At 69.1% G+C, this 24836-nt stretch carries 25 protein-coding genes and 1 pseudogene; 13 read left to right on the top strand and 13 right to left on the bottom strand.

Annotated features, from left to right (window positions below):
- Positions 1-7: 7 nt before the first annotated feature.
- Positions 8-814: a DUF2470 domain-containing protein gene (locus O9344_RS13570; protein WP_298478110.1), complete on the bottom strand. Its 807-nt coding sequence runs from the start codon at positions 812-814 to the stop codon at positions 8-10.
- 151 nt (positions 815-965) lie between these two features.
- Between O9344_RS13570 and hisD the strand changes: the two genes are divergently transcribed.
- The 5 genes from hisD to O9344_RS13545 are packed head-to-tail and all read left to right on the top strand — an operon-like array spanning position 966 to position 5654.
- On the top strand, positions 966-2264 hold the full coding sequence (hisD, locus tag O9344_RS13565; RefSeq protein WP_298478106.1) for a histidinol dehydrogenase: 1299 nt from the start codon (positions 966-968) through the stop codon (positions 2262-2264).
- 19 nt (positions 2265-2283) lie between these two features.
- Positions 2284-2787, top strand: coding sequence for a UPF0262 family protein (locus O9344_RS13560; RefSeq protein WP_298478103.1), 504 nt, complete (start codon positions 2284-2286; stop codon positions 2785-2787).
- 1 nt (position 2788) lies between these two features.
- Positions 2789-3253, top strand: a complete 465-nt coding sequence (locus tag O9344_RS13555; protein ID WP_298478100.1) for a low molecular weight phosphatase family protein — start codon at positions 2789-2791, stop codon at positions 3251-3253.
- Entirely contained in the window at positions 3246-4547 is a 1302-nt protein-coding gene (locus O9344_RS13550; protein ID WP_298478097.1) for a glycerate kinase, read from the top strand. Before O9344_RS13555 ends, O9344_RS13550 begins: the two co-directional genes overlap by 8 nt.
- Positions 4548-4607: 60 nt before the next feature.
- On the top strand, positions 4608-5654 hold the full coding sequence (locus O9344_RS13545) for a putative 2-aminoethylphosphonate ABC transporter substrate-binding protein (RefSeq protein ID WP_298478094.1): 1047 nt from the start codon (positions 4608-4610) through the stop codon (positions 5652-5654).
- A gap of 73 nt (positions 5655-5727) precedes the next feature.
- Here O9344_RS13545 and O9344_RS13540 read toward each other — a convergent pair whose 3' ends face one another.
- The gene (locus O9344_RS13540; RefSeq protein ID WP_298478091.1) at positions 5728-6711 is read right to left on the bottom strand and encodes a tripartite tricarboxylate transporter substrate-binding protein; all 984 of its coding nucleotides are present in this window, start codon (positions 6709-6711) and stop codon (positions 5728-5730) included.
- Between the two features lie 161 nt (positions 6712-6872).
- Here O9344_RS13540 and O9344_RS13535 point away from each other — a divergent pair, with 161 nt between their 5' ends.
- Positions 6873-7769 (top strand): alpha/beta hydrolase, encoded by an 897-nt coding sequence (locus O9344_RS13535; protein WP_298478089.1) that lies wholly within the window; start codon positions 6873-6875, stop codon positions 7767-7769.
- Between the two features lie 210 nt (positions 7770-7979).
- Here O9344_RS13535 and O9344_RS13530 read toward each other — a convergent pair.
- Together O9344_RS13530 and O9344_RS13525 are read right to left on the bottom strand one after the other, a co-directional pair.
- Positions 7980-8807 (bottom strand): annotated as a pseudogene (locus O9344_RS13530) (tripartite tricarboxylate transporter substrate-binding protein).
- Between the two features lie 208 nt (positions 8808-9015).
- Positions 9016-9711 carry a GntR family transcriptional regulator gene (locus O9344_RS13525; protein ID WP_298478085.1) on the bottom strand — a complete coding sequence of 232 codons (696 nt, stop codon included), beginning with the start codon at positions 9709-9711 and terminating at the stop codon, positions 9016-9018.
- Between the two features lie 131 nt (positions 9712-9842).
- On the opposite strand from O9344_RS13525, the gene O9344_RS13520 reads away from it, so the two are divergent.
- The 4 genes from O9344_RS13520 to O9344_RS13505 all read left to right on the top strand — a co-directional run bounded on the left by O9344_RS13520 (position 9843) and on the right by O9344_RS13505 (position 13936).
- Entirely contained in the window at positions 9843-10919 is a 1077-nt protein-coding gene (locus tag O9344_RS13520; RefSeq protein WP_298478083.1) for a tartrate dehydrogenase, read from the top strand.
- Positions 10920-10992: 73 nt separating this feature from the next.
- Entirely contained in the window at positions 10993-12069 is a 1077-nt protein-coding gene (locus O9344_RS13515; RefSeq protein WP_298478081.1) for a tartrate dehydrogenase, read from the top strand.
- A 329-nt stretch (positions 12070-12398) separates the two neighbouring features.
- Positions 12399-13082 (top strand): TerC family protein, encoded by a 684-nt coding sequence (locus O9344_RS13510; RefSeq protein ID WP_298478079.1) that lies wholly within the window; start codon positions 12399-12401, stop codon positions 13080-13082.
- A gap of 116 nt (positions 13083-13198) precedes the next feature.
- Positions 13199-13936: a TerC family protein gene (locus tag O9344_RS13505; RefSeq protein ID WP_298478076.1), complete on the top strand. Its 738-nt coding sequence runs from the start codon at positions 13199-13201 to the stop codon at positions 13934-13936.
- Between the two features lie 64 nt (positions 13937-14000).
- On the opposite strand, the gene recF is transcribed toward O9344_RS13505, so the two are convergent.
- From recF to O9344_RS13480, 5 genes are all read right to left on the bottom strand, one after another.
- Positions 14001-15143 (bottom strand): DNA replication/repair protein RecF, encoded by a 1143-nt coding sequence (gene recF, locus O9344_RS13500; RefSeq protein WP_298478074.1) that lies wholly within the window; start codon positions 15141-15143, stop codon positions 14001-14003.
- 123 nt (positions 15144-15266) lie between these two features.
- On the bottom strand, positions 15267-15782 hold the full coding sequence (locus O9344_RS13495; protein WP_298478072.1) for an L-2-amino-thiazoline-4-carboxylic acid hydrolase: 516 nt from the start codon (positions 15780-15782) through the stop codon (positions 15267-15269).
- A gap of 100 nt (positions 15783-15882) precedes the next feature.
- Positions 15883-16410 (bottom strand): response regulator, encoded by a 528-nt coding sequence (locus O9344_RS13490; RefSeq protein ID WP_298478070.1) that lies wholly within the window; start codon positions 16408-16410, stop codon positions 15883-15885.
- 72 nt (positions 16411-16482) lie between these two features.
- Positions 16483-17058 (bottom strand): nicotinate-nucleotide adenylyltransferase, encoded by a 576-nt coding sequence (locus tag O9344_RS13485; RefSeq protein WP_298478551.1) that lies wholly within the window; start codon positions 17056-17058, stop codon positions 16483-16485.
- 77 nt (positions 17059-17135) lie between these two features.
- The gene (locus tag O9344_RS13480) at positions 17136-18440 is read right to left on the bottom strand and encodes a glutamate-5-semialdehyde dehydrogenase (RefSeq protein WP_298478068.1); all 1305 of its coding nucleotides are present in this window, start codon (positions 18438-18440) and stop codon (positions 17136-17138) included.
- A 179-nt stretch (positions 18441-18619) separates the two neighbouring features.
- On the opposite strand from O9344_RS13480, the gene O9344_RS13475 reads away from it, so the two are divergent.
- From O9344_RS13475 to pncA, 3 genes are all read left to right on the top strand, one after another.
- A complete protein-coding gene (locus O9344_RS13475) occupies positions 18620-19783 on the top strand; it encodes a divergent polysaccharide deacetylase family protein (protein ID WP_298478066.1) in 1164 nt (387 codons plus the stop codon).
- 26 nt (positions 19784-19809) lie between these two features.
- Positions 19810-20322, top strand: a complete 513-nt coding sequence (locus tag O9344_RS13470; RefSeq protein WP_298478064.1) for an RNA pyrophosphohydrolase — start codon at positions 19810-19812, stop codon at positions 20320-20322.
- 92 nt (positions 20323-20414) lie between these two features.
- Positions 20415-21161 (top strand): bifunctional nicotinamidase/pyrazinamidase, encoded by a 747-nt coding sequence (gene pncA / locus O9344_RS13465; RefSeq protein ID WP_298478062.1) that lies wholly within the window; start codon positions 20415-20417, stop codon positions 21159-21161.
- Between the two features lie 432 nt (positions 21162-21593).
- Here the strand turns inward: pncA and O9344_RS13460 are convergent, their stop codons facing one another.
- The 4 genes from O9344_RS13460 to O9344_RS13445 are packed head-to-tail and all read right to left on the bottom strand — an operon-like array spanning position 21594 to position 24836.
- Positions 21594-22007: a F0F1 ATP synthase subunit epsilon gene (locus O9344_RS13460; protein WP_298478060.1), complete on the bottom strand. Its 414-nt coding sequence runs from the start codon at positions 22005-22007 to the stop codon at positions 21594-21596.
- A gap of 27 nt (positions 22008-22034) precedes the next feature.
- Positions 22035-23477 (bottom strand): F0F1 ATP synthase subunit beta, encoded by a 1443-nt coding sequence (gene atpD / locus O9344_RS13455; RefSeq protein WP_298478058.1) that lies wholly within the window; start codon positions 23475-23477, stop codon positions 22035-22037.
- 28 nt (positions 23478-23505) lie between these two features.
- On the bottom strand, positions 23506-24384 hold the full coding sequence (locus O9344_RS13450) for a F0F1 ATP synthase subunit gamma (RefSeq protein ID WP_298478056.1): 879 nt from the start codon (positions 24382-24384) through the stop codon (positions 23506-23508).
- Positions 24384-24836 (bottom strand): PH domain-containing protein, encoded by a 453-nt coding sequence (locus O9344_RS13445; protein WP_298478054.1) that lies wholly within the window; start codon positions 24834-24836, stop codon positions 24384-24386. Before O9344_RS13445 ends, O9344_RS13450 begins: the two co-directional genes overlap by 1 nt.

Here is a 24836-nt window from a genome sequence, read left to right as displayed (position 1 = left end):
GTCGGCTTTACCCCTTCGCCCGCGCCTGCCGCGCCATCTGAACCAGAACCTTGTGCAGCGCCTCGCCGCTCGTGATCCGCTCCGGGAACAGAACCCGCGCGGTCCGGTCCCCTGCCCCGAGGTCGAAGCCTTCCGGGTCGACGCCGGTGAGCTTCCACGGCCCCGGCTCCTCGCCAGCCAGCACGGTGGCATAGAGCGCCACCGCCTCGGCATGATCCTCATTCATGTGCTCGATCGCGCCAGCCTCGGCCTCCATCAGCCCGGCCGCATCCGTGACATCCAGCATCAGGTCGGCCGCGGTCAGGTCAGCAGCCCGGGCGAAACCGCCGTTCAGATGCGCCGCCGCGACGTCCATCCGCCAGAGCGAGAAATCCGGGAAGTCGATGTAGATCTGCGCCTTGGGGTGCCGGGCGAGGAACCGGCCGCGCAGCCGCGCCCGCACCGCCTCATCGGTCACCGGCGCGAAATGCCCGAGCACGGTGAGGCGCGGATGGGCCTGGGGGTCCCCCTTGCCCATGCGCGCCAGCAGCAGCGAGGCGCGCCCATCCGCCTCGAGATTGGCGGTGTGGCTGGAGAGCTTGGAGATGGCGATGACCGGCGCGCCATCCGTGTCGGTGGCGACATTGGCGAGTGTCGTCACGGGATGGCCGGTGTTGCGATCGAGCGTTCCCAGCGCCCCGGTGCGGATGGTGCGCAACAGGTCCCGCGCCCATTCCACCGGCTTGAAATCCCGCGCCTGCGGCGCATTTTCCGGCAGGTTCCCCGGCATCATGCCGGGCAGCGGGGCAGGCGTGTCACGGGTTGCATCGGTCATGGGGTCACTCCAGGCGCGCGACCATGGCGAAGGCTCTTGGCCGCTTCAAGCCCCCGCCCCGCGAAGCGACCCGATCGATGACGGAGACCTCCGGGACTTGACGGGACGGGGAGCCTCCCCCATGCCTGCCTGCGATCCGAAAGGCCCCCTCATGCCCCTGCGCCTCGCGACCCGCGACCCCGATTTCGACGCCCGCTTCGCCAGCCTGCTGGCGATGAAACGCGAGGTGTCGGAAGAGGTGAACGACGTGGTGCGCGCCATCGGCCAGGACGTCGTCGCCCGCGGCGATGCGGCGGTGATCGAGTATACGGCCAAGTTCGACAAGCTGGTGCTCACGCCCGCGACGCTGCGCGTCACGGCGGAGGAGATCGCCGCGGCGGTCGCCGCCTGCGATCCGCGCACGCTCGATGCGCTACGCCTCGCCGCCGACCGTATCCGCGCCTATCACGAGCGGCAGAGGCCGAAGGACGACCGCTTCACCGACGCGCTCGGCGTCGAGCTCGGCTATCGCTGGACCGCCATCGAGGCGGTGGGCCTCTATGTGCCCGGCGGCACGGCGGCCTATCCCTCCTCCGTGCTGATGAACGCCGTGCCGGCCAAGGTCGCCGGCTGCCCGCGCGTCGTCATGGTGGTGCCCGCCCCCGGCGGCACGCTGAACCCGCTGGTCCTCGCCGCGGCCGACCTCGCCGGCGTCGACGAGATCTATCGCATCGGCGGCGCCCAGGCCGTCTTCGCCCTCGCCCATGGCACCGAGACGATCCGCCCGGTCGCCAAGATCATGGGGCCGGGCAATGCCTATGTCGCCGCCGCCAAGAAGCAGGTCTTCGGCACGGTCGGCATCGACATGATTGCCGGTCCCTCCGAGGTCCTGGTGATCGCCGACGGAACCGCCAATCCCGACTGGATCGCCGCCGACCTCCTCGCGCAGGCCGAGCACGACGCTGCTGCCCAGTCCCTCCTCATCACCGACGACCCGGCCCTCGCTGCCGCGGTGGAGGCAGCCGTCACCCGCCAGCTCGCCACCCTGCCCCGCGCCGAAATCGCCGGCGCCAGCTGGCGCGACTACGGCGCGGTGATCGAGGTCGAGACCCTCGACGAGGCCGTGCCGCTCGCCGACCGGATCGCTGCCGAGCATCTCGAGATCATCGCCGCCGACGGCGACGCCCTGGCGAGCCGCATCCGCAATGCCGGCGCCATCTTCCTCGGCGGCCACACGCCCGAAGCCATCGGCGACTATGTCGGCGGCTCGAACCACGTGCTGCCGACGGCGCGCTCGGCGCGTTTCTCCTCCGGGCTCGGCGTGCTCGACTACATGAAGCGCACCTCGATCCTCAAATGCGGACCGGACCAGTTGCGCGCGCTTGGGCCTGCCGCCATCGCGCTCGGCGAAGCGGAGGGGTTGTCCGCCCATGCCCGCTCCGTCGCCATCCGCATGAACCTCGGCGGCTGATCCGCCGGAAAGGACGACCATGACCGATCGGGAGGGACAGGACGGAGGCAAGGCACCCGGCCGGCGCCTCGTGGCGGTCACGATCGACGAGGCCTCCATCGGCCGCTCCTCGCCCGATATCGAGCACGAGCGGGCCATCGCCATCTACGATCTGCTGGAGGAGAACAGCTTCTGCCCGGTCGGCATCGAGAGCGGGCCCTTCACGCTCCACATCTCGCTGTCGGACGGCAAGCTCGTCCTCGACGTGAAGCATGAGGATGGCCGACAGGTGGTGACGCACATCCTGTCGCTGACGCCGTTCCGGCGGATCGTGAAGGACTATTTCATGATCTGCGACAGCTATTACGACGCCATCCGCCACGCCACCCCGTCGCAGATCGAGACCATCGACATGGCCCGCCGCGGCCTGCACAACGAGGGTTCGGAGACGCTGCGCGAACGGCTGAAGGACAAGCTGGACTTCGACTTCGACACGGCCCGCCGCCTCTTCACCCTCGTCTCGGTCCTGCACTGGAAGGGCTGAGGTGGTCTCGGACCGGCGCAAGAACCCCCAGGCCGTGCTCTTTGCCTGCGGCATGAACCAGGTGCGCTCGCCCATGGCCGCCGCGATCATGAAGCATTTCTTCGGCCAGCGGATCTTCACCGATAGTGCCGGCGTCCACAAAGGCGAGCACGACCCCTTCGTCGATGCGGTGATGGACGAGATCGGCATCGACACCCAGAAGACCCGCCCCAAGACCATCGAGGAGCTGGAGGAATGGGAGGGGCTGAATTTCGACCTCGTCGTCACCCTCGCCCCCGACGCGCACCACCGCGCCCTCGACCTCACCCGCACCAACGACATGGACGTCGAATATTGGCCGACGCCCGACCCGACGCTCGCCCAAGGCTCGCGCGAGCAGCGCCTCGACGCCTATCGCCAGGTGCGCGACATGCTGCTCCAGCGCATCCGCCAGCGCTTCAACCGCGGCGCCACCGGCAATGAATGAGGACCCAGCCGTGACCGATCCCCGCGCCTTCCTCCTGTCGCTCGGCCACGCCGCCATCCGTGCTGCGCTGCCCGACCGCATCGCCGAGCACCTGCCGCAGGTGCCCGCCGGCCGCACCGTGGTGATCGGCGCCGGCAAGGCCGCTGCCAGCATGGCCGCCGCCTTTGAGAAGCTCTGGCCGGCGCCGCTCGAGGGCACCGTCGTCACCCGCTACGGCCATGCGGTGCCATGTTCGCGCATCGAGGTGCTGGAAGCCTCCCACCCCGTTCCGGACGCTGCGGGCCTCGCCGCGAGCCGGCGCATCCTGTCGCGGCTCGACGGGCTCGGGGCTGACGACCTGGTCGTGGCGCTCATCTCCGGCGGCGGCTCGGCGCTGCTCGCCCTGCCCGGCGGCGACCTCAGCCTCGACGACCTCAAGGCCGTGAATGCCGCCCTCCTCGCCTCGGGCGCCGACATCACCGCCATGAACTGCGTGCGCAAACATGTCTCGGCCATTGCCGGCGGCAGGCTCGCCGCGGCAGCCCATCCGGCGAAGCTCGTCACCATCACCATTTCCGACGTGCCGGGCGATGACCCCGCCGTCATCGCCTCGGGCCCGACGGTGCCGGACCCGACGACGCGCGAGGAGGCCCTCGCCATCGTCCGCCGCTACCGCATGGACCTGCCCGCCGCCGTGATGGCGCATCTCGAAAGCCCGGCCTCAGAGAGCGTGAAGCCCGACCATCCCGCCTTCGCCGGCGGCCTCGACATCCGCATGATCGCCCGGCCGGTGGAGAGCCTGCGCGCCGCCGCGGCCATCGCTGAGCGCGAGGGGCTGCGCACCCTCGTCCTCGGCGACACCATCGAGGGCGAGGCGCGCGACGTGGCGCAGGTCCATGCGGCGCTGGCCCGCTCGGTACTCGAACATGGCCTGCCCTTCCCCGCCCCGCTCCTCATCCTCTCCGGCGGCGAGACCACCGTCACCCTGCCGCGGGAGAGAACGACCGGGCGCGGCGGCCGCAATTCCGAGTTCGCCCTCGCCTTCGCCGCCGCGATACAGCCGCTGCCGCGCGCCTTGCGCGACCGGATCCACGCCATCGCCCTCGACACCGACGGCATCGACGGCATCGAGGCCAATGCCGGCGCACTGGTGACCCCCGCCGTTCTCGCCGCAGCCGAAGCCCAGGGCCTCTCGCTGCGCGCCTTCCTCGACCGCCACGACGGCTTCGGCTTCTTCGCTGCGGTGGACGGCCTCGTCGTCACTGGACCGTCACATACCAACGTCAACGATTTCCGCGCTGTGCTGGTAGAATAGGGCGGCGGCCTCATGCGAGGCTCTGGCCGAGCCCGCACCAAGCCAAGGGGATGCCGAACCATGACGCCGACGCGCCGCTTCGCCGCTCTCGCCCTGTCGGCCGCCGTCGCTCTCGCGGCTGCCACCGGAGCGGTCTTCGCCCAGGCGCGCACCGTCGTGACGCTCTATACCTCGGTCGAGACCGACCAGCTCAATGCGCTCAAACAGGCCATCGAGACGGATCTGCCGGACATCGAGGTGCGCTGGGTGCGCGATTCCACCGGCGTCATCACTGCCCGCGTTCTGGCCGAGCGCGCCGCGCCACGCGCCGACATGATCCTCGGCCTTGCCGGCACCAGCCTGTTGCTCTTCGCTGAGCAGGACCTGCTGGAGCCCTATCGTCCCGCCGGCGTGGATCAGCTGAAGCCGGCCTTCCAGGACAGCAGCGCCGCCTATCGCTGGACCGGCATGGACGCCTATGTCGCGGCGATCTGCTTCAACCGCGACGAGGCGCGCAAGGTCGGCGCGCCGCCGATCAACCGGTGGCGCGACCTGCTCCATCCGACGCTCCGGCAACGCATCGTCATGCCCCATCCCGCCTCCTCCGGGACCGGGTTCCTGCTGGTTTCCGGCTGGATCCAGATGATGGGCGAGGAGGCAGCCTGGCGCTTCATGGAGCAGTTGCACGAGAGCATCGCGCTCTACACCCATTCGGGAAGCGCGCCCTGCGTCCAGGCCGGGCGTGGCGAGCGCGTCCTCGGCCTGTCCTTCGACATGCGTGGTGCCCGCGAGAAGACGCAAGGAGCGCCCATCGACGTCGTCGTGCCGGAGGATGGCGCGGGCTGGGAGATGGAAGCCTTCGCCCTGATGCGGAACCGGCCGGCGGTCCAGGCCGCTGCCGCCCGGCGCATCGCTGACTGGGCTGCGAGCAAGCGCGCCAACGAACTCTACGGCCAATTCTACGCCGTGGTCGCCCATCGCGACGTAACCAACAGGCCGGCGAACTATCCGCCATTCGCCGAAGCGCGGATGCTGCGCAGCGACTTCTCCTGGATGGCCCAGAACCGCGATCGCATCCTCACCGAATGGTCGCGCCGCTTCGATCAGCGCCTGCCGGGAACGCGTTGAACGAGAAAAAGGCCCCGCCAATGGCGGGGCCTTTCGCTTGTGGGACGGCGAAGCTGCGGCGCAGCCCAGCCGATCAGTTGGAGGCGGTGACGCCCGCCGCCTTGATGACCGGCGTCCACTTGGCGATCTCGGCCTCGAGGAAGGCACGCAGGCCAGCAGGGGTGGCGAGATTGGCGGCCGGCAGGTCGGCGCCGAGTTCGGCGAGGCGGGCCTTCACGCCGTCATCCGCGAGAGCCGCGACCAGGGCCTGGTTGAGGCGGGTGACGACGGCATCCGGCGTGCCTTTCGGAGCGAGCATCGCGTTCCAGACGACGACCTGATAGCCGGGCAGGCCGGCCTCAGCAGTGGTCGGGACATCAGGCAGGGCGGCGTTGCGCTGCGGCTGGGCGACGGCGAAGGCCTTGATCGTGCCAGCGCGAACCTGCGGGGCGACGTTGACCACCTGGTCGCAGAGATAGTCGACCTGGCCGGCGACGAGGTCGTTCATGGCCGGGCCCGTGCCGCGATAGGGCACCGACTGCGGCTTCACGCCGACGATGGCGTGCAGCAGGAGGCAGGTCGTGTGGCTGACCGAGCCGATGCCGGCATGGGCGTTGTTGGCGGTGCGCTCATTGGCCTTCAGCCAGGCGACGAACTCGGTGAGGTTGTTCGGCGGCAGCGCCTTCTTGGCGGTGATCAGGATGGCATTGGTGTTGACGAGGCCGATCGGCGCGAAATCCGAAACCGGGTTGTAGCGCAGGTTCGGATAGAGCGCGACGGAGGCGGCATGGGTGCCGGTGTGGCCGATCATGATCGAGTAGCCATCCGGGGCCGCCTGGGTGAGGCGGGTCGAGCCGGTGGTGCCGCCGGCGCCGGCGACGTTCTCGATAACGATGGCCTGGCCGAGGTTCTTCGACATGGCCTCGGCAACGATACGGGCGACAACATCGGTCGGGCCGCCAGCGGCGAAGGGAATGATCATGGTGATCGGGCGCGCCGGAAAGGTCTGCGCGGCAGCCGGGGCGACGCCCGCCACGAGGGCGGCGGCGGTCGCGGCGAGGATGTGGCGACGATTCATCAAGGTCCTCCTGAACTCTCTGGAAATTTCGCGTCCGGGTCCTGTGTTGCCCGGTTGACCCACGCCATACCCAATTCCCCGAGCCTTGGATAGTAAGGAGCTAGGGCTGCGACGCTTCGCGGCAAGGCTGCGGCATCCGGGTGTGGTGCCGAGGAGGATGCATGATCGAGCATGTGGTGACGGACCGTCTCTTCCCCGGCTTCAGAAAGCTGGATATCGCCACCTCCGGCACGACGATCCGGCTGCGCACCGGCGGCACGGGTCCGGCCCTGCTGCTGCTGCACGGCTATCCGCAGACCCATGTGCTCTGGCACAAGGTCGCCCCTCGTCTTGCCGAGCGGTTCACCGTCGTCGCCGCCGACCTGCGCGGCTATGGCGACAGCGGCAAGCCGGCGACCGATGCCGGTCACACGCCCTATGCGAAGCGCGTCATGGCCCAGGACATGGCGGAGGTGATGACCACCCTCGGCCACGAGAGCTTCTTCGTCTGCGGCCATGACCGCGGCGCCCGCGTCGCCCACCGGCTCGCCCTCGACCACGCGGAGCGGGTGAAGAAGCTCTGCGTGCTCGACATCGCGCCGACCCGCGAGATGTATGCGGGGACCACAGATGCCTTCGCCCGTGCCTACTGGCACTGGTTCTTCCTCATCACCCCCGCGCCCTTCCCCGAGCGGATGATCGCCGCCGACCCGGATGCCTACTGGCTGAAGAAATGCGGCTCGGGATCGGCGGGCCTCGCGCCCTTCACGCCCGAGGCGCTGGCCGAGTACCTGCGCTGCTTCCGCGATCCCGCCACGATCCACGCCAGCTGCGAGGACTACCGCGCCGCGGCGACCATCGACATCGCCCATGACGATGCCGACGGCGACAGGAAGGTCGCCTGCCCGATGCGGGTTCTCTGGGGGCAACATGGCGTCATCGAGCGCTGCTTCGATGCGCTGGAGCTCTGGCGGCAGCGGGCTGTGGATGTGTCCGGCCGCGCCCTGCCGGGCGGGCATTACCTTGCGGAGGAGCTTCCCGAGGAGGTTGCGGGCGAGCTGCAGGCGTTCTTCGGCTGATGTGCCGGGGCGCGCCGTGCGGAGCAAAGCGAGCCGCGGCTGTTGGGCGCCGCCGTTCCCGCGTCATGGCCGGGCTGGTCCCGGCCATCCACCACTCGACCACGGCCGCTGCGGGGAAGTCGTGGATGCCCGGCACAAGGCCGGGCATGACGGTTGAGGCTCAGGCACGTCATCGATGTCGCGGCAGTCTCGCGCGACACCCGGTAGCCCTCAGTTCGCGGTCACGCCGGCCGCCTTGATGACCGGCGTCCACTTGTCGACCTCCGCGGCCACATGCGCCCGCAGCGCATCCGGGGTCTGGCCGGCCGCATCCGGGATCTCGCAGCCGAGCTCGAGCAGGCGGCGGCGCACGCCCTCGTCGGCCAGCGCCGCACGACCGGCGGCGTTCAGCCGGTCAACGATCTCCTTCGGCGTGCCCTTCGGCGCGAAGATGGCATTCCAGCCCACCGCCTGGAAGGCGGCAAGACCCGCCTCGGCGCTGGTCGGCACGTCCGGTGCCGTCGGCAGGCGGCCGGGCGTCGCCACCACGAAGGTCTTGAGGTTGGCGAGCTGCGGCACGATGCCGACGGTCTGGTCGCAGACATAGTCGAGCTGCTTGCCGAGCAGCGCCGCCATGGCCGGGCCGGAGCCGCGGAACGGCACGTGCTGCACCGGCGCGCCGACGAGGTGGTGGAAGAAGACGCAGGTCAGGTGCGAGGTCGAGCCGACGCCGCCATGGCCGTAGTTGTAGCGGCCGGGATTGGCGCGGATCAGCGCGATCATCTCCTACAGCGTGTTGGCCGGGAAATCCTTGTGCGCGGCGATCAGCATGGGCGTGCCGGCGGCATTGATCACCGGCTCGAAATCGGTGCGCGGATCATAGCCGAGGCGCGGATAGAGGCCGAGCGAAGCCGAGTGCGTGCCGAGATTGCCCATGACGAGCGTGTAGCCGTCGGGCGTGGCGCGGGCGACACGGGTCGAGCCGGTGGTGCCGCCGGCACCCGCGACATTCTCGACCACGATGGATTGGCCCAGCGTGCGGCTCATGTGCTCGGCCATGATGCGGGCGATGATGTCGGTCGGCCCGCCCGCGGCGAAGGGGACGACGAGGGTGATGGGCCGGTCGGGGAAGGTCTGGGCTTGCACCGCCGGGGTGGCGGCAAGGCCCGCGACAGCGGCGAGGCCGAGGATCACGCGTCGGGTCAGGCAAGTCATGGTGGTTCCTCCTGTGGCGGGACGCCGGTTGGCCCGGCTGCCCCTCGTGGGTTCAGAGATGTTTCAGGCCCCAGGCCGCCAGCAGCGGCAGGAGTTCGGCTTGCGTGCGCTGGCGATGGGCGCGCGCGGCACGGTCGGCCGCAGCGCCATCACCGGCCCGGATCGCCGTGACGATCGCCTCGTGTTCGGCGGTGGAGGCGGCGAGGTTGCCGCGCAGGTTCAGCGTGAGCATGCGGGCACGGTGCATCTGGTCGGCGACGGTACGGGCGATGCGGTCGATGCGGCCATTGCCGCAGGCTTCCGCGAGGCCTCGATGGAAGGCCTCGTCCGCGACGCCCCAGGCCCGCATGTCGCCCGCGGCGAGCGCCTCGGCCATGCGGTCCGTCGCCGCGGCGAGGCTATCGGCCACCTTCTCACGGCGTTCGTCGGGAAGGCCCGCAGCGAGTTCGGCCGCTCGGCCCTCGATGGCGATCATCACGTCGTAGATCTCGCGGACATCGTCGGGCGCCAGCGCGCAGATGACGATGCCGCGCTTCGGCACGATGCGGACGAGCCCCTCCTCCTGCAGCTTCAGCAGCGCCTCGTGGACCGGCGTGCGGCTGACGCCAAGCCTGAGGGCGATCTCCTGCGCCGATGCCTGGTAGCCGGGCGCGAAGGTGCCGTCGCGGATCGCCTCCTTGATGGCGGCATAAGCGTCGTCACCCCGGGACGGGCGGCTGGGCGGATCGGAGGAGCGCGACAGGGTCACTGGTGGTCACCGGCAAAGACGGGACATCCATATCATCTTCCATGGAAGCTGCAATGGATCATTGACAAGGAGGGTTCGCCGGGCGCATCACACCGCCCCGACGACCCTCTGGCGCCCGAGGACTGCCGCCCATGAAGACCTATCGCATCGCCGCCATTCCTGGAGACGGCATCGGCACTGAGGTGGTGTCCGCCGGCGTCGAGGTTCTCGAGGCCCTCGCCGCCCGCGACGGCGGCTTCGCCATGGCCTTCGACCATTTCGACTGGGGTGGCGAGTACTACAAGACGCATGGCCGCATGATGCCGGAGGACGGCCGCGAGCAGATCCGCCACCACGACGCCATCCTCTTCGGCTCGGCCGGCCACCCCGACATTCCCGACCACATCACGCTGTGGGGCCTCCGGCTCGCCATCTGCCAGCCCTTCGACCAGTACGCCAATGTGCGCCCGACCCGCATCCTGCCGGGCATCACCTCGCCGCTGCGTCACGTCACCGGCCCGGAACTCGACTGGGTCATCGTCCGCGAGAATTCCGAGGGCGAATATGCCGGGGTCGGCGGGCGCGTCCACCAGGGCCTGCCGATCGAGGCGGCGACCGACGTGTCGATGATGACCCGCGCCGGCGTCTCGCGCATCATGCGCTTCGCCTTCAAGCTGGCGCAGTCGCGGCCCCGCAAGCTCCTCACCGTCGTCACCAAGTCCAACGCCCAGCGCTACGCCATGGTCATGTGGGACGAGATCGCGGTGGAGGTAGCGAAGGAGTTCCCGGACGTGACCTGGGACAAGGCCATCGTCGACGCCATGACCATGCGCATGACCCTGAAGCCCGAGACCATCGACACGGTGGTGGCGACCAACCTCCACGCCGACATCCTCTCCGACCTCGCCGCCGCACTCGCCGGTTCGCTCGGCATTGCGCCGACCGCCAACCTCAATCCGGAGCGCGAATTCCCCTCGATGTTCGAGCCGATCCACGGCTCGGCCTTCGACATCACGGGCAAGGGCGTCGCCAACCCCATCGGCACCTTCTGGTCGGCCTCGATGATGCTCGACCATGTCGGGGAGCCGAAGGCGGCCGCCCGGCTGATGCGCGCCATCGAGCGCGTCACGGCCGACGCGTCGCTTCACACGCCGGATCTCGGCGGCAAGGCGACGACGCGCAAGGTCACCGATGCGGTGATTGCCGCCATCCGCGCCGACAACGAATAGCAGGTCGTCACTGGTCCTCTGGCGCGAGACGGCGGGAGACCCTATCACCGCCGCGACGCACCGGAGGATCCCCATGGCCCGTTCCAATACCTACAAGCTCGCCGTCATTCCCGGCGACGGCATCGGCAAGGAGGTCATGCCCGAGGGCCTGCGCGTGCTTGAGGCCGCGGCCGCCAAGTTCCGATTCTCGGTCGATCTCGACCACCACGACTTCTCGTCCTGGGACTATTACGAGAAGCACGGACGCATGATGCCGGAGGACTGGAAGGCGAAGATCGGCGGCTCGGACGCCATCTTCTTCGGCGCCGTCGGCATGCCCGACAAGATCCCCGACCACATCTCGCTCTGGGGCTCGCTGCTGCTGATGCGCCGCGAGTTCGACCAATATGTGAACCTGCGCCCCGTGAAACTGATGCCGGGCGTGCCCTCGCCGCTGGCCAATCGCAAGCCCGGCGATATCGACTTCTTCGTCGTGCGCGAGAACACCGAGGGTGAATATTCCTCCGTCGGCGGCCGCATGTTCCCCGGCACCGAGCGCGAATTCGTGCTGCAGGAGACGGTGATGACCCGCATCGGCGTCGACCGCATCCTGAAATATGCCTTCGAGCTCGCCATGAAGCGGCCGCGCAAGAAGCTGACCAGCGCCACCAAGTCCAACGGCATCTCGATCTCGATGCCCTACTGGGACGAGCGCGTCGCCGAGATGAAGAAGTCCTATCCGGACGTCGCCGTGGACCAGTACCACATCGACATTCTCACCGCGCATTTCGTCCTGAACCCGGACCGCTTCGACGTGGTCGTCGCCTCGAACCTCTTCGGTGACATCCTCTCGGACCTAGGGCCGGCCTGCACCGGCACCATCGGCATCGCGCCCTCGGGCAACATCAACCCGGACCGCAAGTTCCCCTCGCTCTTCGAGCCGGTCCACGGCTCGGCCCCGGATATCGCGGGCAAGGGCATCGCCAATCCGATCGGCCAGATCTGGTCGGCGGCGATGATGCTCGACCATCTCGGCGAGCCGGAGGCCGCCGCGGCCATCGTCCGCGCCATCGAGGAAGTCCTGGCGAAGGCCGAGTATCGCACCCGCGACCTCGGCGGCACGGCCGACACCATCGGCTGCGGCAAGGCGGTGGCTGACGCCCTGGCGTGAGAGCTGCGACGGCGCGCCTGCCGGCGCGGCAGAACAGCCATGGGAACCTCAACCGTCATGGCCGGGCTCGTCCCGGCCATCCACGACTTGACCACCACGTCGTCGACGAAATTCGTGGATGCCCGGGATAAGCCTGGGCATGACGGACGGTGTTTCCCGCAGCCTTCCGAGAAACTCGACGATTAACTGAAATCACGTACGTAGATTCTTCCACGTACGTAGTTTCGAGAAGTCATTCGCTGAGCATGAGCCCTTACGTAGCAACAACTGCGTATGTCCATGAAGGCAGCAATTGCCTAATTTTGGCGCCCACACGGTAGGGCGCCCCCATGGATTTCTCGACTCTGAGCTGGATCGGTCTTCTTCAGGTCATCTGGATCAACATCATTCTCTCCGGCGACAACGCGGTCGTCATCGCGCTGGCCTGCCGCGGCCTGCCCGAACGCCAGCGGATGATTGGCATGGTGCTTGGCGCCGGTGTCGCGATCGCGCTCCGCGTCGTCTTCACGCTCTTTGTCGCCACCCTGCTCGACATGCCCTTCCTGCGGCTCGCCGGTGGCCTCCTGCTCTTCTGGATCGCCGTGAAGCTCGTCACCGACGAGGGTGAGGGCGACGACCATATCCAGGCCTCCGACAAGCTCTTCCACGCGGTGAAGACGGTGGCGATCGCCGATGCGGTGATGAGCCTCGACAACGTGCTGGCCATTGCCGCGGTCGCCCGCGACAGCAAGGCCATGCTGGTCATCGGCCTGATCATCTCCATCCCGCTGATCGTTGCCGGCGCCTCGCTCATCATGAAGCTGCTGGAGCGCCTGCCGATCCTCGTCTGGGCCGGTGCAGGCCTGCTCGGCTGGCTCGCCGGCGACATGATGCTGAACGACCCGCTCGTGAAGGGCTATCTCGGCGGCGACGTGGTCCATCGCTTCGAACTGCCGGCCGAAGTGGTCGGAGCGGCCATCGTCATCGGCATCGCCTATCTGATTCGCCGGACGCGAACGGCCGAAGCAGTCTGATCCCAGCAGGGGCTCGCAAAAAAATCGCGGGCCCCTGCTGACATCTGCACAATTACGTATTATGTCGCACCACCCTCCCCCGGCCGCGTCCCGCGGTCGCACCCGATGGACGCGGCATGGACAATCAATTCTGGATCGGCCTCCTCCAGATCATCTGGATCGACCTCCTCCTCTCCGGCGACAACGCGGTCGTCATCGCGCTGGCCTGCCGCGGCCTGCCCGAGAAGCAGCGCAAGATGGGCGTCCTTCTCGGCGCTGGCGCGGCCGTCGGCCTGCGCATCATCTTCGCCCTGATCATCACCTACCTGCTCGCCATTCCCTTCCTGAAGCTCGTCGGCGGCCTGCTGCTGCTCTGGATCGCCGCCAAGCTGGCGATCGGTGAGGAAGAGGGCGGCCATGGTGAAATCGCCGAGACCGACAATCTGTGGGCCGCGGTGCGCACCGTCGCCATTGCCGACGCGGTGATGAGCCTCGACAACGTCCTCGCCATCGCCGCCGCCTCGCACGGCAATGTCTGGCTCTTTGTCTTCGGACTGGCGCTCACCATCCCGCTGATCATCTTCGGCTCGGCGCTGATCCTTGGCATCATCGAGCGCTTCCCGCTCTTCGTCTGGGCCGGCGCGGCCCTGCTCGGCTGGATCGCCGGCGACATGTTGCTGAACGACCCCTTCGTCCTGAAGCAGCTCCAGGCCTTTAACCCGGCCCTCGTGGTCCAGGACCTGGTCAACCCCGCCGTCGGCTGGAAGGCCGCTCCGTTGCCGCACTACATCGCCGCCGTCACCGGCGCAGTCTTCGTGGTGCTGGTGGGCCTCGTGGTGCGCAAGCGCCGCACCGCGGCCTCCGCCGCCCACTGACGCGGCCGCGACCTGAACACGCATCGAAGCCCGCCCTCGAGGCGGGCTTCGTCGTTAGAGGGGTTCAGCGGGAGACGAGGCCGTCGGCGACCGTGAAGATATCGGCGCGGGCCGCGAGACCCTCGAAGGCCTGCGGATCGGCCCCGGTCATCCAGACCTGCGCGCCAAGTGCCTCCAGCGCGTCATAGAGCGCGGCGCGGCGGGCCGGGTCGAGATGGGCCGCGACCTCGTCGAGCAGAACCACCGGCGTGAAGCCCGCCATCTCCGCCACGAGCCGCGCATGGGCGAGGACGAGACCGATCAGCAGCGCCTTCTGCTGGCCGGTGGAACACCGCTCGGCCGGCGCGCCGGAGGGCCCGTGGACGGCGAGCAGGTCGGTCAGATGCGGCCCGGCCGTGGTGCGGCCGGCGGCACGGTCGCGGTGGCGATTGTCGCGCAGCACGGCGCGATACTCGTCCTCCACGCTCACCGCCGGGCGCTCCAGCACGCCGGCCTCCAGGGCCCCGTCGAGGGCGAGCAGCGCGAAGGGAAAGGGCGAGGCCGGGTCCTTGGTGGCCTCGATCAGCCCGGCCAGGCGCCGCACCGTCTCGGCGCGGCCGGCGGCGACCGCCACGGCGAGCTCGGCCGTCTCGTGCTCCACCGCGTCGAGCCATGCCGGGTCGGGCGCGACCTCCTCGAGCAGGCGGTTGCGCGAGCGCAGCGAGCGCTCCAGCGCGTTGACGCGGCTGCCATGGTCGGCGTCCACCGCCAGCACCAGCCGGTCGAGGAAACGCCGCCGCTCGCCGGCCGAGCCGAGGAACAGCCCATCCATGGCGGGGGTCAGCCAGACGACGCGGACATGGTCGGCAAAGGCGGCGGCGGAGCCCACCGGCACCCGGTCGACACGGCACTGGCGCGACCGCGTCTCCGGATCGCCGCCGTCGATGCCGGTGCCGAGCACCGCCTCGTCATAGGGCCCCTCCACCGTGGCGCTCACCGCCCAGCCGCCATCGCCCTGGTCATGGGCGGCCTCGGCAAGGGTGGCGCGCCTGAGGCCGCGGCCGGGGGTCAGGAAGGAGAGGGCCTCGAGGACATTGGTCTTGCCGGCGCCGTTCTGCCCGACAAGGGCGACGAGATCGGCGCGGGGCTCAAGCGTGGCGGCGCGGTAGCTGCGGAAGCGCGACAGGGCGAGCCGCGTGACACGGCCGCGGATGGGCTGTGCGCCCATCCCCATGTCCCCCAGGTCCTGAATCGCCTCCGCCATAGGGACCTTATGGCGATCCGTGCCGCGCCGCGCCACCCCCGAGGTGTCAGGAGGCGGAGGGGGCGGTGGGCCTTGGGGCTGGGCCCCTCACCCCTTCGGCTGATCGGCCTCGTATTTGAAGCGGAAGTCGCAATGCGAGGCGCCCTGCATGATGGTCTGGGTGCGCTCCAGCTTCAGCTTGGGGTCGTAGCCCTCGCAGAACGTGCCGTCGCGCTGGCAGGACAGCAGCCCGCCGATCTCGCCGAGGCCCATGGCCTTGTACATCTCGGAATAGCGGCAGCGCACGACGTTGAAGGCATAGGTCGTCTCGGAGCGGCCGACCTCCTCGATGGTGAGCGCCCCCTCGGCGGTCCACAGCGACTGCATGTCGATGAAGGCCTGCAGCGAGGTGCTGCCCTGCTGCGCGGCGAAGCGCGAGGCCTGTTCCAGGGCCGACCGGCGCACGGCCTCGCCGATGGTTGAGCGCGCCACCTCGATGCCGTGGCTCTCTTTCAGCTGGTCGTAGACGTGCTTGAGGATTTCCGCCTCGATCCGCCGCTTCTCGATCATGGAGAGGCCCGCGGGATGGGCGGGCGGCGCGGCGGCGGCGGTCTGGGTGGTCACGGCGAAGCTCCTTCGAATGGTTCGAAGGAGATTGGAACCGGATCGCTCTGGCCTTGCAAGGCCTGCCGGTGCAAGGCTCCCGCCGAAATCCTCGCGTCGCTCAGGCGACGTTGGCGGGCTGCTGCTGGGCGCGCGCCTTGAGGCGGGGCTCGACGAGCAGCTTGCGCGGCTCCGGCCCGTAATAGCCGTCGAGCTGCACCATGGGCCGCGGCTTGACGATGATGGAGATGATGCGCTCCAGCAGCGCCTTGCCCGAGATCGGCTTGGCGACGAATTCGTGCACGCCGAGCCGCGTCGCTTCCATCACGCGCCAGCGCTCCAGATGCGAGGTCAGCATGATAATCGGCACGTCGGGCATGGGGAAGGAGCGCGGATTGCGCACGATGCGCAGCAGCTCCGCCCCGTTCAGCATCGGCATCTCCCAGTCGAGGATGACGATGTCCGGCGCGTGCACACGGATGTGCTCGAGGCCGGCGAGGCCATCGGCAGCCTCGTGGATCGTCTTGATGCCGATATTGATGAGGATGTTGCGCACGACTTTGCGCATGAACTGGTTGTCGTCGACGATCAGCACGTCGACGCTCGACAGAAGCTGTTCCGCCTTTTTTTTGGAAATCAGGCCGTTCATGTGTCCGCCGCCCCTGTGGCTGTTGGGGGCACATTAGGGGCCGCGGCTTGAACCCGGGCTAAGCCGATTGAGTCAATTTGAATGAAGTTGCATTTTTGCGCGGAGCGCCGTCGAGGACAGCGGCGACTTCAATCCGTGCAGGAAGATCCAGGCCGGCGGGCGGGCGTCGGCGAGGAGCAGACCGTCGCTTTCGGTGAGGCGATGGCGGGCGAGCGTCTGGGCCGCGACGCCGGCGCTGGCGCGCAGGCTGGCGCCGGGGCGGTCGATCACCGCCAGCGGCAGCATGGCCGCAATGCCGCGCCAGTTCTGCCAGAGATGGAACTGGGCGAGATTGTCGGCGCCCATGATCCAGACGAAGCGCACGCCGCGGCAGCGCGCCTTGAGCGCGGCAATGGTGTCGGAGGTATAGCGTGTGCCGAGCGACGCCTCGATGCCTGTCACCGCGATGCGCGGGTGGCGGGCGAGACGCTTCGCCGCGGCGATCCGTTCCTCCAGCGGGGCGAGGCCCCGGCCGCTCTTCAGAGGATTGCCGGGGCTCACCAGCCACCAGACCGCGTCGAGGCCGAGCTTCTTCAGCGCGGCGAGCGCCGCCAGCCGATGCGCCTCGTGCGGCGGATTGAACGAGCCGCCGAACAGGCCGATGCGCATGCCCGGCGCATGCGGCGGCAGGACGAGGCGGGCGCCCGGCCGCGGCCGGCGGCGGGCGATGCGGCTGCCCTGCGGTCTCACGGACGGGTCTGCCCCGCGCCGCGCACCCGATACTTGAAGGAGGTGAGCTGCTCGACGCCCACCGGCCCGCGGGCATGCATGCGCCCCGTGGCAATGCCGATCTCGGCGCCGAAGCCGAATTCCCCGCCATCGGCGAACTGAGTCGAGGCATTGTGCAGCACGATGGCGCTGTCCACCTCGGCGAGGAAGCGGTCGGCCGCCACCTGATCAGTGGTGACGATCGCGTCGGTGTGGTGCGAGCCGTAGCGCTCGATATGGGCGATGGCGTCGCCGAGGCCGGAGACCACCTTCACCGCGATGATCGCGTCGCTGAACTCGGTGGACCAGTCCTCCTCGCTCGCCGGTTTCACCCGCGGATCGACGATGCGGGTGAGGCTGTCACCGCGAACCTCGCAGCCCGCATCGATCAGCGCGGTGACGAGCGGCCTGAGATGGGTGCCAGCGCAGGCCTCATCGACCAGCAGCGTCTCCGCCGCGCCGCAGACGCTGGTGCGCCGCATCTTGGCGTTGAGCACGATGTCGCGGGCCATGGCGAGCGGCGCCGCGCCATGGACATAGACGTGGTTGTTGCCGTCGAGATGGGCGAAGACCGGCACGCGGGCCTCCGCCTGGACGCGGGCGACGAGGCTCTTGCCGCCGCGCGGAATGATCACGTCGATGGCGCCATTGAGGCCCTGCAGCATGAGGCCGACGGCCTCGCGGTCGCGGGTCGGAACGAGGGAGATGGCGGCAGCCGGCAGGCCCGCCTTCTCCAGTCCCGCGGCGATGGCCTGGTGGATCGCCCGGGAGGATCGGAAGCTGTCCGAACCGCCGCGCAGGATCGCGGCATTGCCCGACTTGAGGCACAGCGCCGCGGCATCCGCCGTGACGTTCGGCCGGCTTTCGTAGATGACGCCGACGACCCCGAGCGGCACGCGGACGCGCTCGATGCGGAGACCATTCGGCCGGTCCCAGGCGGACATCACCTCGCCGACCGGATCGGGCAGCGAGCGCACGAGGTCCACGCCCGCCGCGATGGCGTCGACCCGGGCGGGATCGAGGGCGAGGCGATCGACGAAGGAGGCGGTCATGCCCTGGCGGCGGGCCTCGGCCACGTCCTCGGCATTGGCCTCGCAGATGGCGGCGGAGCGGGCGCGGATGGCCTGAGCCATGGCGGCGAGGGCGGCGTCCTTCTGGGCCGGCGTCGCCAGGGCCAGGCGCCGCGCGGCGGCCCGGGCCTTGCGGCCGATCTCCAGCATCTGCTCCTCGGTGCTCGCCGCCTCGCCGATGGCGGCGACGCCGGCGGAGATCGTCGCGCTCATCGCACGCCCCGCTTCCCTGGTCTTCTAGGGGACCGTGCGTAGCACGGCCGGCAAAACAGGTAAAATCGCCGGCCGCCCCAGGGGAAGGTGGAGGGTTTCGGCGGTTTGGTTAACCGAGGTTTAACGCTTGACCCGTGATCTAGGGGAGCGGTGATCCGAACCGCGCCGACACGGGCGCCATGACCGACGACCTCAATGCCCCGCTTGGGGTGGCCAGCGACCAGGAGACGAAGCGGCGGTGGCCGGCGCTTCCGCTCGTGCCGATCGCTGCCGGCGTTGTCGGCGTGATGATCCTCGGCATCGCCGGGGCCATAGCCTTCATCCACAATCCGCTCGGCGGCGAGCCGCGCGCCATCGCCGCCATCGCCACCGCCCCGCCGCGGGCCGCCGAACCGACACCGCAGCAGCGGGCAGCCCCGCCCCCCGCCGCCACTCCCGCAGAGGAGCCGGGCAACACCATCTCCATCATCGACGGCATGTCCGGCCAGTCCCGCCAGGTGCGGGTCGCCGCCCCGCCGCCCGAACAGACCGCCGGCCTCGACCCGCGCCTCGTCGAGCGCACGCCGCAGGGCATCCTGCCGCGCGTCGCCCCCGATGGCAGCCGGCCCCGCGACGTCTATGCCCGCGCCGTGCGCTTGCCGCCCGGCGCCGACCCGGCCCAGCCGCGCGTCGCCATCCTCATCGGCGGCCTCGGCATCAGCCAGCAGAGCACGTCCGAGGCCATGACGAAGCTGCCCGGGCAGATCTCCTTCGCCTTCGCGCCCTATCCGAGCGACCTCGAGCGGCTCGTCGCCAGGGCCCGCGCCGACGGGCACGAGGTCTTCCTGCAGGTGCCGATGGAGCCGCTCGACTATCCCGAGAACGATCCCGGCCCGCGCACCCTGCTCACCACCCTGCCGGCGGAGCGCAACATCGAGCGGCTCCACTGGTCGATGGCACGCTTCCAGGGCTATGCCGGCATCGTCAACTACATGGGCGCCAAGTTCTCGGCCTCCGAGGGCGCCCTCACCCCGGTGCTGCGCGAAGCCAACCGCCGCGGCCTGATGGTGGTGGACGACGGCACCTCGGCGCGCAGCCTCATTCCCCAGATCGCCGCCGGCCTGCAGCAGCCGGCCCTGCGCGGCGATGTCCATCTCGACCGCGTGCCGACCCCGGCCGAGGTCGATGCGCAGCTTGCCCGTCTTGAGGCGAGGGCGCGGGAGACAGGCTTTGCCCTCGGCGTCGGCGCCGCCCTGCCGGTGACCATCGACCGCGTCGCCCGCTGGGCGCGGGCGCTGGAGGCTAGGGGCATCCTGCTGGTCCCCGTCTCCGCCGGGGTGGCCCGCCGTTCGCCCACCGGCTAATCTGCCTGTCCGACCGGAACACCGCCATGCCCCGCTTCGAAGACCTGCCCTACCGGCCCTGCGTCGGCGTCGCCCTTTTCAACCGGCAGGGCCGCGTCTTCGTCGGCCGCCGCAAGGGCCCGGCGCCCGAGCATGTCGATGCGACCCATGCCTGGCAGATGCCGCAGGGCGGCATCGATCCCGGCGAGGACCCGCTCGCCACCGCCCGCCGCGAGCTCTTCGAGGAAACCAATGTCCGCTCGGTCACGCTGCTGGCCGAGGCCGCCGAATGGTTCGCCTACGACCTGCCGCAGGTCGTCGCCGGCCAGGCCTGGCGCGGCAAGTATCGTGGCCAGACGCAGAAATGGTTCGCCTTCCGCTTCGACGGCGAGGAAGCCGAGATCGACGTGCTGCGCCCCGGCGGCGGCCACCACAAGCCGGAATTCGAGGCCTGGCGCTGGGAGGACCTCCACGCGACGCCCGGCCTGATCATCCCCTTCAAGCGCGGCGTCTATGAGCGGGTCGTCGAGGCCTTCCGGCCCTTCGCCCATCCGGTCTGACGGACCCTGCGGCATCAGGGTTCTCCCGCATCGCACCATCCTGCGATCGGCGTAGCCTTAGCCTTCAGGACCTGATGCCTGAGGAGGCCGCCGTGACCGAACCCCGAATTCCCGCCGCCGGACCCTTCACCCTCGACCGCCGCACCATGATCGCCGGAGCCTCGGTGCTGACCGCCACCGCCGCGACCACGGCCGCCCGCGGCCAGGGGCGGCCGACGATCGACGGGCAGACGGCGCTCATCGTCGTCGATGTGCAGAACGACTTCTGCCCCGGCGGCCGCCTCGCCGTGCCGAAGGGCGACGAGGTCGTGGCCATCTGCAACACGATCGGCCGGCGCTTCCAGAACGTCGTCTTCACCCAGGACTGGCACCCCGAGGGCCATTCCTCCTTCGCCACCAGCCATCCCGGCAAGAAGCCCTTCGAGGTGGTGCAGATGCCCTATGGGCCGCAGGTCCTCTGGCCCGACCACTGCACCTGGGATTCGGCCGGCGCCGAATTCCACGAGGGGCTCGACCTGCCCCATGCCCAGACCATCATCCGCAAGGGCTACCGTAAGGAGGTCGACAGCTATTCCGGCTTCCTCGAGGCCGACCGCCGGACAGCGACGGGGCTCGGCGGCTATCTCAAGGAGCGCGGCGTCTCCCGCGCCGTGGTGGTTGGCCTTGCCACCGATTTCTGCGTCAACTGGACGGCGCAGGATGCGGCCAAGGCGGGCCTGGAGACCTTCGTAGTCGAGGAGGCCTGCCGCGCCATCGACCTCGGCGGCTCGCTGGACAAGGCCTGGGCCGACATGGCGGCCTTGGGGGTCAAGCGGATCAAGGCGACGGATCTGGGGTGAGGGTCGGCAGCCCGCAAACACCAAAATAGGATTTTTGTCCTTGACGAGCGTAACGCTCCGTGGTAGGTGTTGAGGCAGGTTCCGGTGCTGCGCCTCGAGCGCCGACTGGGGCCGCCCCCACCCTCCCGCTGCATTGCCCAATTGCGTCCTTCGAGGCTCGCTGCCGCTCGCACCTCAGGATGAGGTGGGACGAGACCTGCAGGTTTCCGACGGGGGTGCGACGGCCATCCCAGAGACCAACCCCGATGCCGTTCTCAACCTCCCTCATCCTGAGGTGCGAGCGGCAGCCAGCCTCGAAGGACGCACTTCACTGATGCAGCGCGGCCGGTAGCGGTTCGCCGCACATCGACCGGCATCCCGTCGCCAAGCAAACCCAAACGCAAAAAGGCCGCCCGGAGGCGGCCTTCGCTAAAGTCAGAAACCGGACGCGGTTCAGTGCGTCGAGCCGGCCGTGCCGAGGGCAGCCTTGACGCCCTTGAGCTGGTCGAGGCGCTCGGAGGCCTTGTTCCGCGCCGCGTCGTCCTTGGCGTCGGCGAGGTCTTCCTCGGCGTTCTTGATGTCCTGGTCGAGATGGGCAGCGTTGAGGTCCTCGACCGGCGTGGCGCGCTCGGCCAGCACGGTGAGGCCACCCGACGACACCTCGGCAAAGCCGCCGCGGACATAGAGCCGCTTCGGCTGGCCATCGCCATGGATGGTCAGGATGCCCGGCCGCAGCGTCGAAACGAAGGGCGAGTGGCCCGCGAGGATGCCGAAGTCACCCTCGGAACCCGGCACCACCACCTGCTCGACGGCGCCCGAGAAGAGCTGACGCTCGGGCGAGACCAGTTCGAAATGGAAGGTCGCCATGTCGTGCGATCCTCTTTCTCAGGCCGCTCAGGCGGCTTCGGCGGCGAGCTTGCGGCCCTTTTCGACGGCCTCCTCGATGGTGCCGACCATGTAGAAGGCGGCCTCCGGGAGGTGGTCGTACTTGCCCTCGACGAGATCGGCGAAGCCCTTCACCGTGTCCTTCAGATCGACGAACTTACCCGGAGCACCGGTGAAGACCTCGGCGACGTGGAAGGGCTGGGAGAGGAAGCGCTCGACCTTGCGGGCGCGGGCGACGGTGAGCTTGTCCTCTTCCGAGAGCTCGTCCATGCCCAGGATGGCGATGATGTCCTGGAGCGCCTTGTAGCGCTGCAGGGTCTGCTGGACCTTGCGGGCCACCGCGTAGTGCTCGTCACCGATGACGCGGGGGTCGAGCATGCGCGAGGTCGAGTCGAGCGGGTCCACCGCCGGATAGATGCCCTTCTCGGCGATCGAGCGGTTGAGCACGGTCGTCGCGTCGAGGTGGGCGAAGGAGGTGGCCGGCGCCGGGTCGGTGAGGTCGTCCGCCGGCACGTAGATCGCCTGCACCGAGGTGATCGAGCCCTTCTGGGTGGTGGTGATGCGCTCCTGGAGGGCGCCCATGTCGGTGGCGAGCGTCGGCTGATAGCCCACCGCCGAGGGGATGCGGCCGAGAAGCGCCGACACCTCGGAGCCCGCCTGGGTGAAGCGGAAGATGTTGTCGACGAAGAACAGCACGTCCTGGCCCTGGTCGCGGAAGTGCTCGGCGATGGTCAGGCCCGAGAGGGCGACGCGGGCGCGGGCGCCCGGCGGCTCGTTCATCTGGCCGAACACGAGGGCGCACTTCGAGCCTTCGCCGCCGCCCTTCTTGTTCACGCCGGACTCGATGAACTCGTGATAGAGGTCGTTGCCCTCGCGGGTGCGCTCGCCGACGCCGGCGAACACCGAGTAGCCACCGTGGGCCTTGGCGACGTTGTTGATCAGCTCCTGGATGAGCACGGTCTTGCCGACGCCGGCGCCGCCGAACAGGCCGATCTTGCCGCCCTTGGCGTAGGGGGCGAGGAGGTCGACGACCTTGATGCCGGTGACGAGGATCTCGGCCTCGGTCGCCTGCTCGGCGAAGGTCGGGGCCGGCTGGTGGATGCCGCGGGTCAGCGTCGTCTTGACCGGACCGGCCTCGTCGATCGGCTCGCCGACGACGTTGAGGATGCGGCCAAGGGTCTCGTCACCGACGGGAACGGCGATCGGCTGGCCGGTGTCCTTCACCTCCTGGCCGCGCACCAGGCCCTCGGACGTGTCCATGGCGATGCAGCGGACGGTGTTCTCGCCGAGGTGCTGGGCGACCTCGAGGACGAGGCGGTTGCCGTTGTTGCTGGTCTCGAGCGCGTTCAGGATCTGCGGCAGATGCCCGTCGAACTGCACGTCGACAACGGCGCCGATGACCTGGCTGATCCGGCCGGTACCCGCCGGCGCGTTGGTCGCAGTCTTTGCCATGATGGGGTCCTCGCTTGATGTCGTGAGCTCAGAGCGCCTCAGCGCCCGAGATGATTTCGATGAGTTCCTTGGTGATCATCGCCTGACGCGCACGGTTGTACTTGAGCGTCTGCTTCTTGATCATCTCGCCGGCATTGCGCGTCGCATTGTCCATGGAGGACATGCGGGCGCCCTGCTCCGACGCGGCGTTCTCGAGGATCGCCTTGAAGATCTGGATGGTCACGTTGCGCGGCAGGAGATCGGCGAGGATTTCGGTCTCGCCGGGCTCGAACTCGTAAGGGGCAATGTCGGCGCCGGCCGGAGCGGCCTCGCCGGCGACCTGCGCCGGGATGATCTGCTGCGCCGTCGGGATCTGCGAGATCACCGACTTGAACTTGGAGAAGAACAGCGTCGCGACGTCGAACTGGCCGTCGGCGAAGAGCTTCTGAACCTGGGTGCTGACCTCTTCCGCCTGGGCGTAGGAGAGCTGCTTCACCGCGCGGAACTCGATATAGCCGACGATCTGCTTGTCGAACTGGCGGCGGATGAGGTCGTAGCCCTTGCGTCCCACGCAGAAGAACTTGACCGTCTTGCCCTCGGCCTGCAGCGCCAGGGCGCGCTCGCGGGCGAGGCGGACGATGGAGCTGTTGAAGGCGCCGCACAGCCCGCGCTCGGCGGTGGCGACGACGAGGAGGTGAACCTGGTCCTTCCCCGTGCCGGCGAGCAGCACGGGCGCATCCGAGCCCGACACGCCGGCGGTCAGGTTGGCGAGCACCGCGTCCATCTTCTCGGCATAGGGGCGCGCCGCCTCGGCCGCCGTCTGGGCGCGCTTCAGCTTCGCCGCGGCCACCATCTGCATGGCCTTGGTGATCTTCTGCGTCGCCTTCACGGAGGCGATGCGGTTCCTCAGATCCTTCAAGCTCGGCATCAGCCGACGTCCCTTCTGGCTTCGATGGCCTGTTCCACCTTGCGGCGGAAGGCCAGCGGATCCGCGATCATCTTGATGGGCGTGGCGTTGATGCCAGTCCCATGGACGGTCACGTTCCCGAAATTGAGAACGCGGCCGAGAAATGTCTGGTCGACCGCAATGGAGTCGACCTTTTCGAGCCTCTGCTCGATGGTGGAGCGGGCGACGAGCCCCCACTTCGCCACCACCTTGCGGGAGGTGACCGCCAGCTCGGTGGTCCGGCTCAGGAACCAGGCCACCAGCAGCCAGAGCGCCGCCACCGCGAGAACCGCCAGGCCATAGGGCCAGGCGACGACCGTGGCGGCGAGGCCGACGATCACGGCGACGATGGGCCAGAAGTAGACGACCCAGTGGATCGTCGCTTCATGGACGATGGTCTCGCCCGGCCCGAGGCTGTCGCCGACGTAGCTCAC

Source organism: Phreatobacter sp. (assembly GCF_027532945.1).
Lineage (GTDB): Bacteria > Pseudomonadota > Alphaproteobacteria > Rhizobiales > Phreatobacteraceae > Phreatobacter.
Note: the sequence above shows the minus strand (reverse complement) of the source record. Positions and strands in the feature narration are given on the sequence as shown.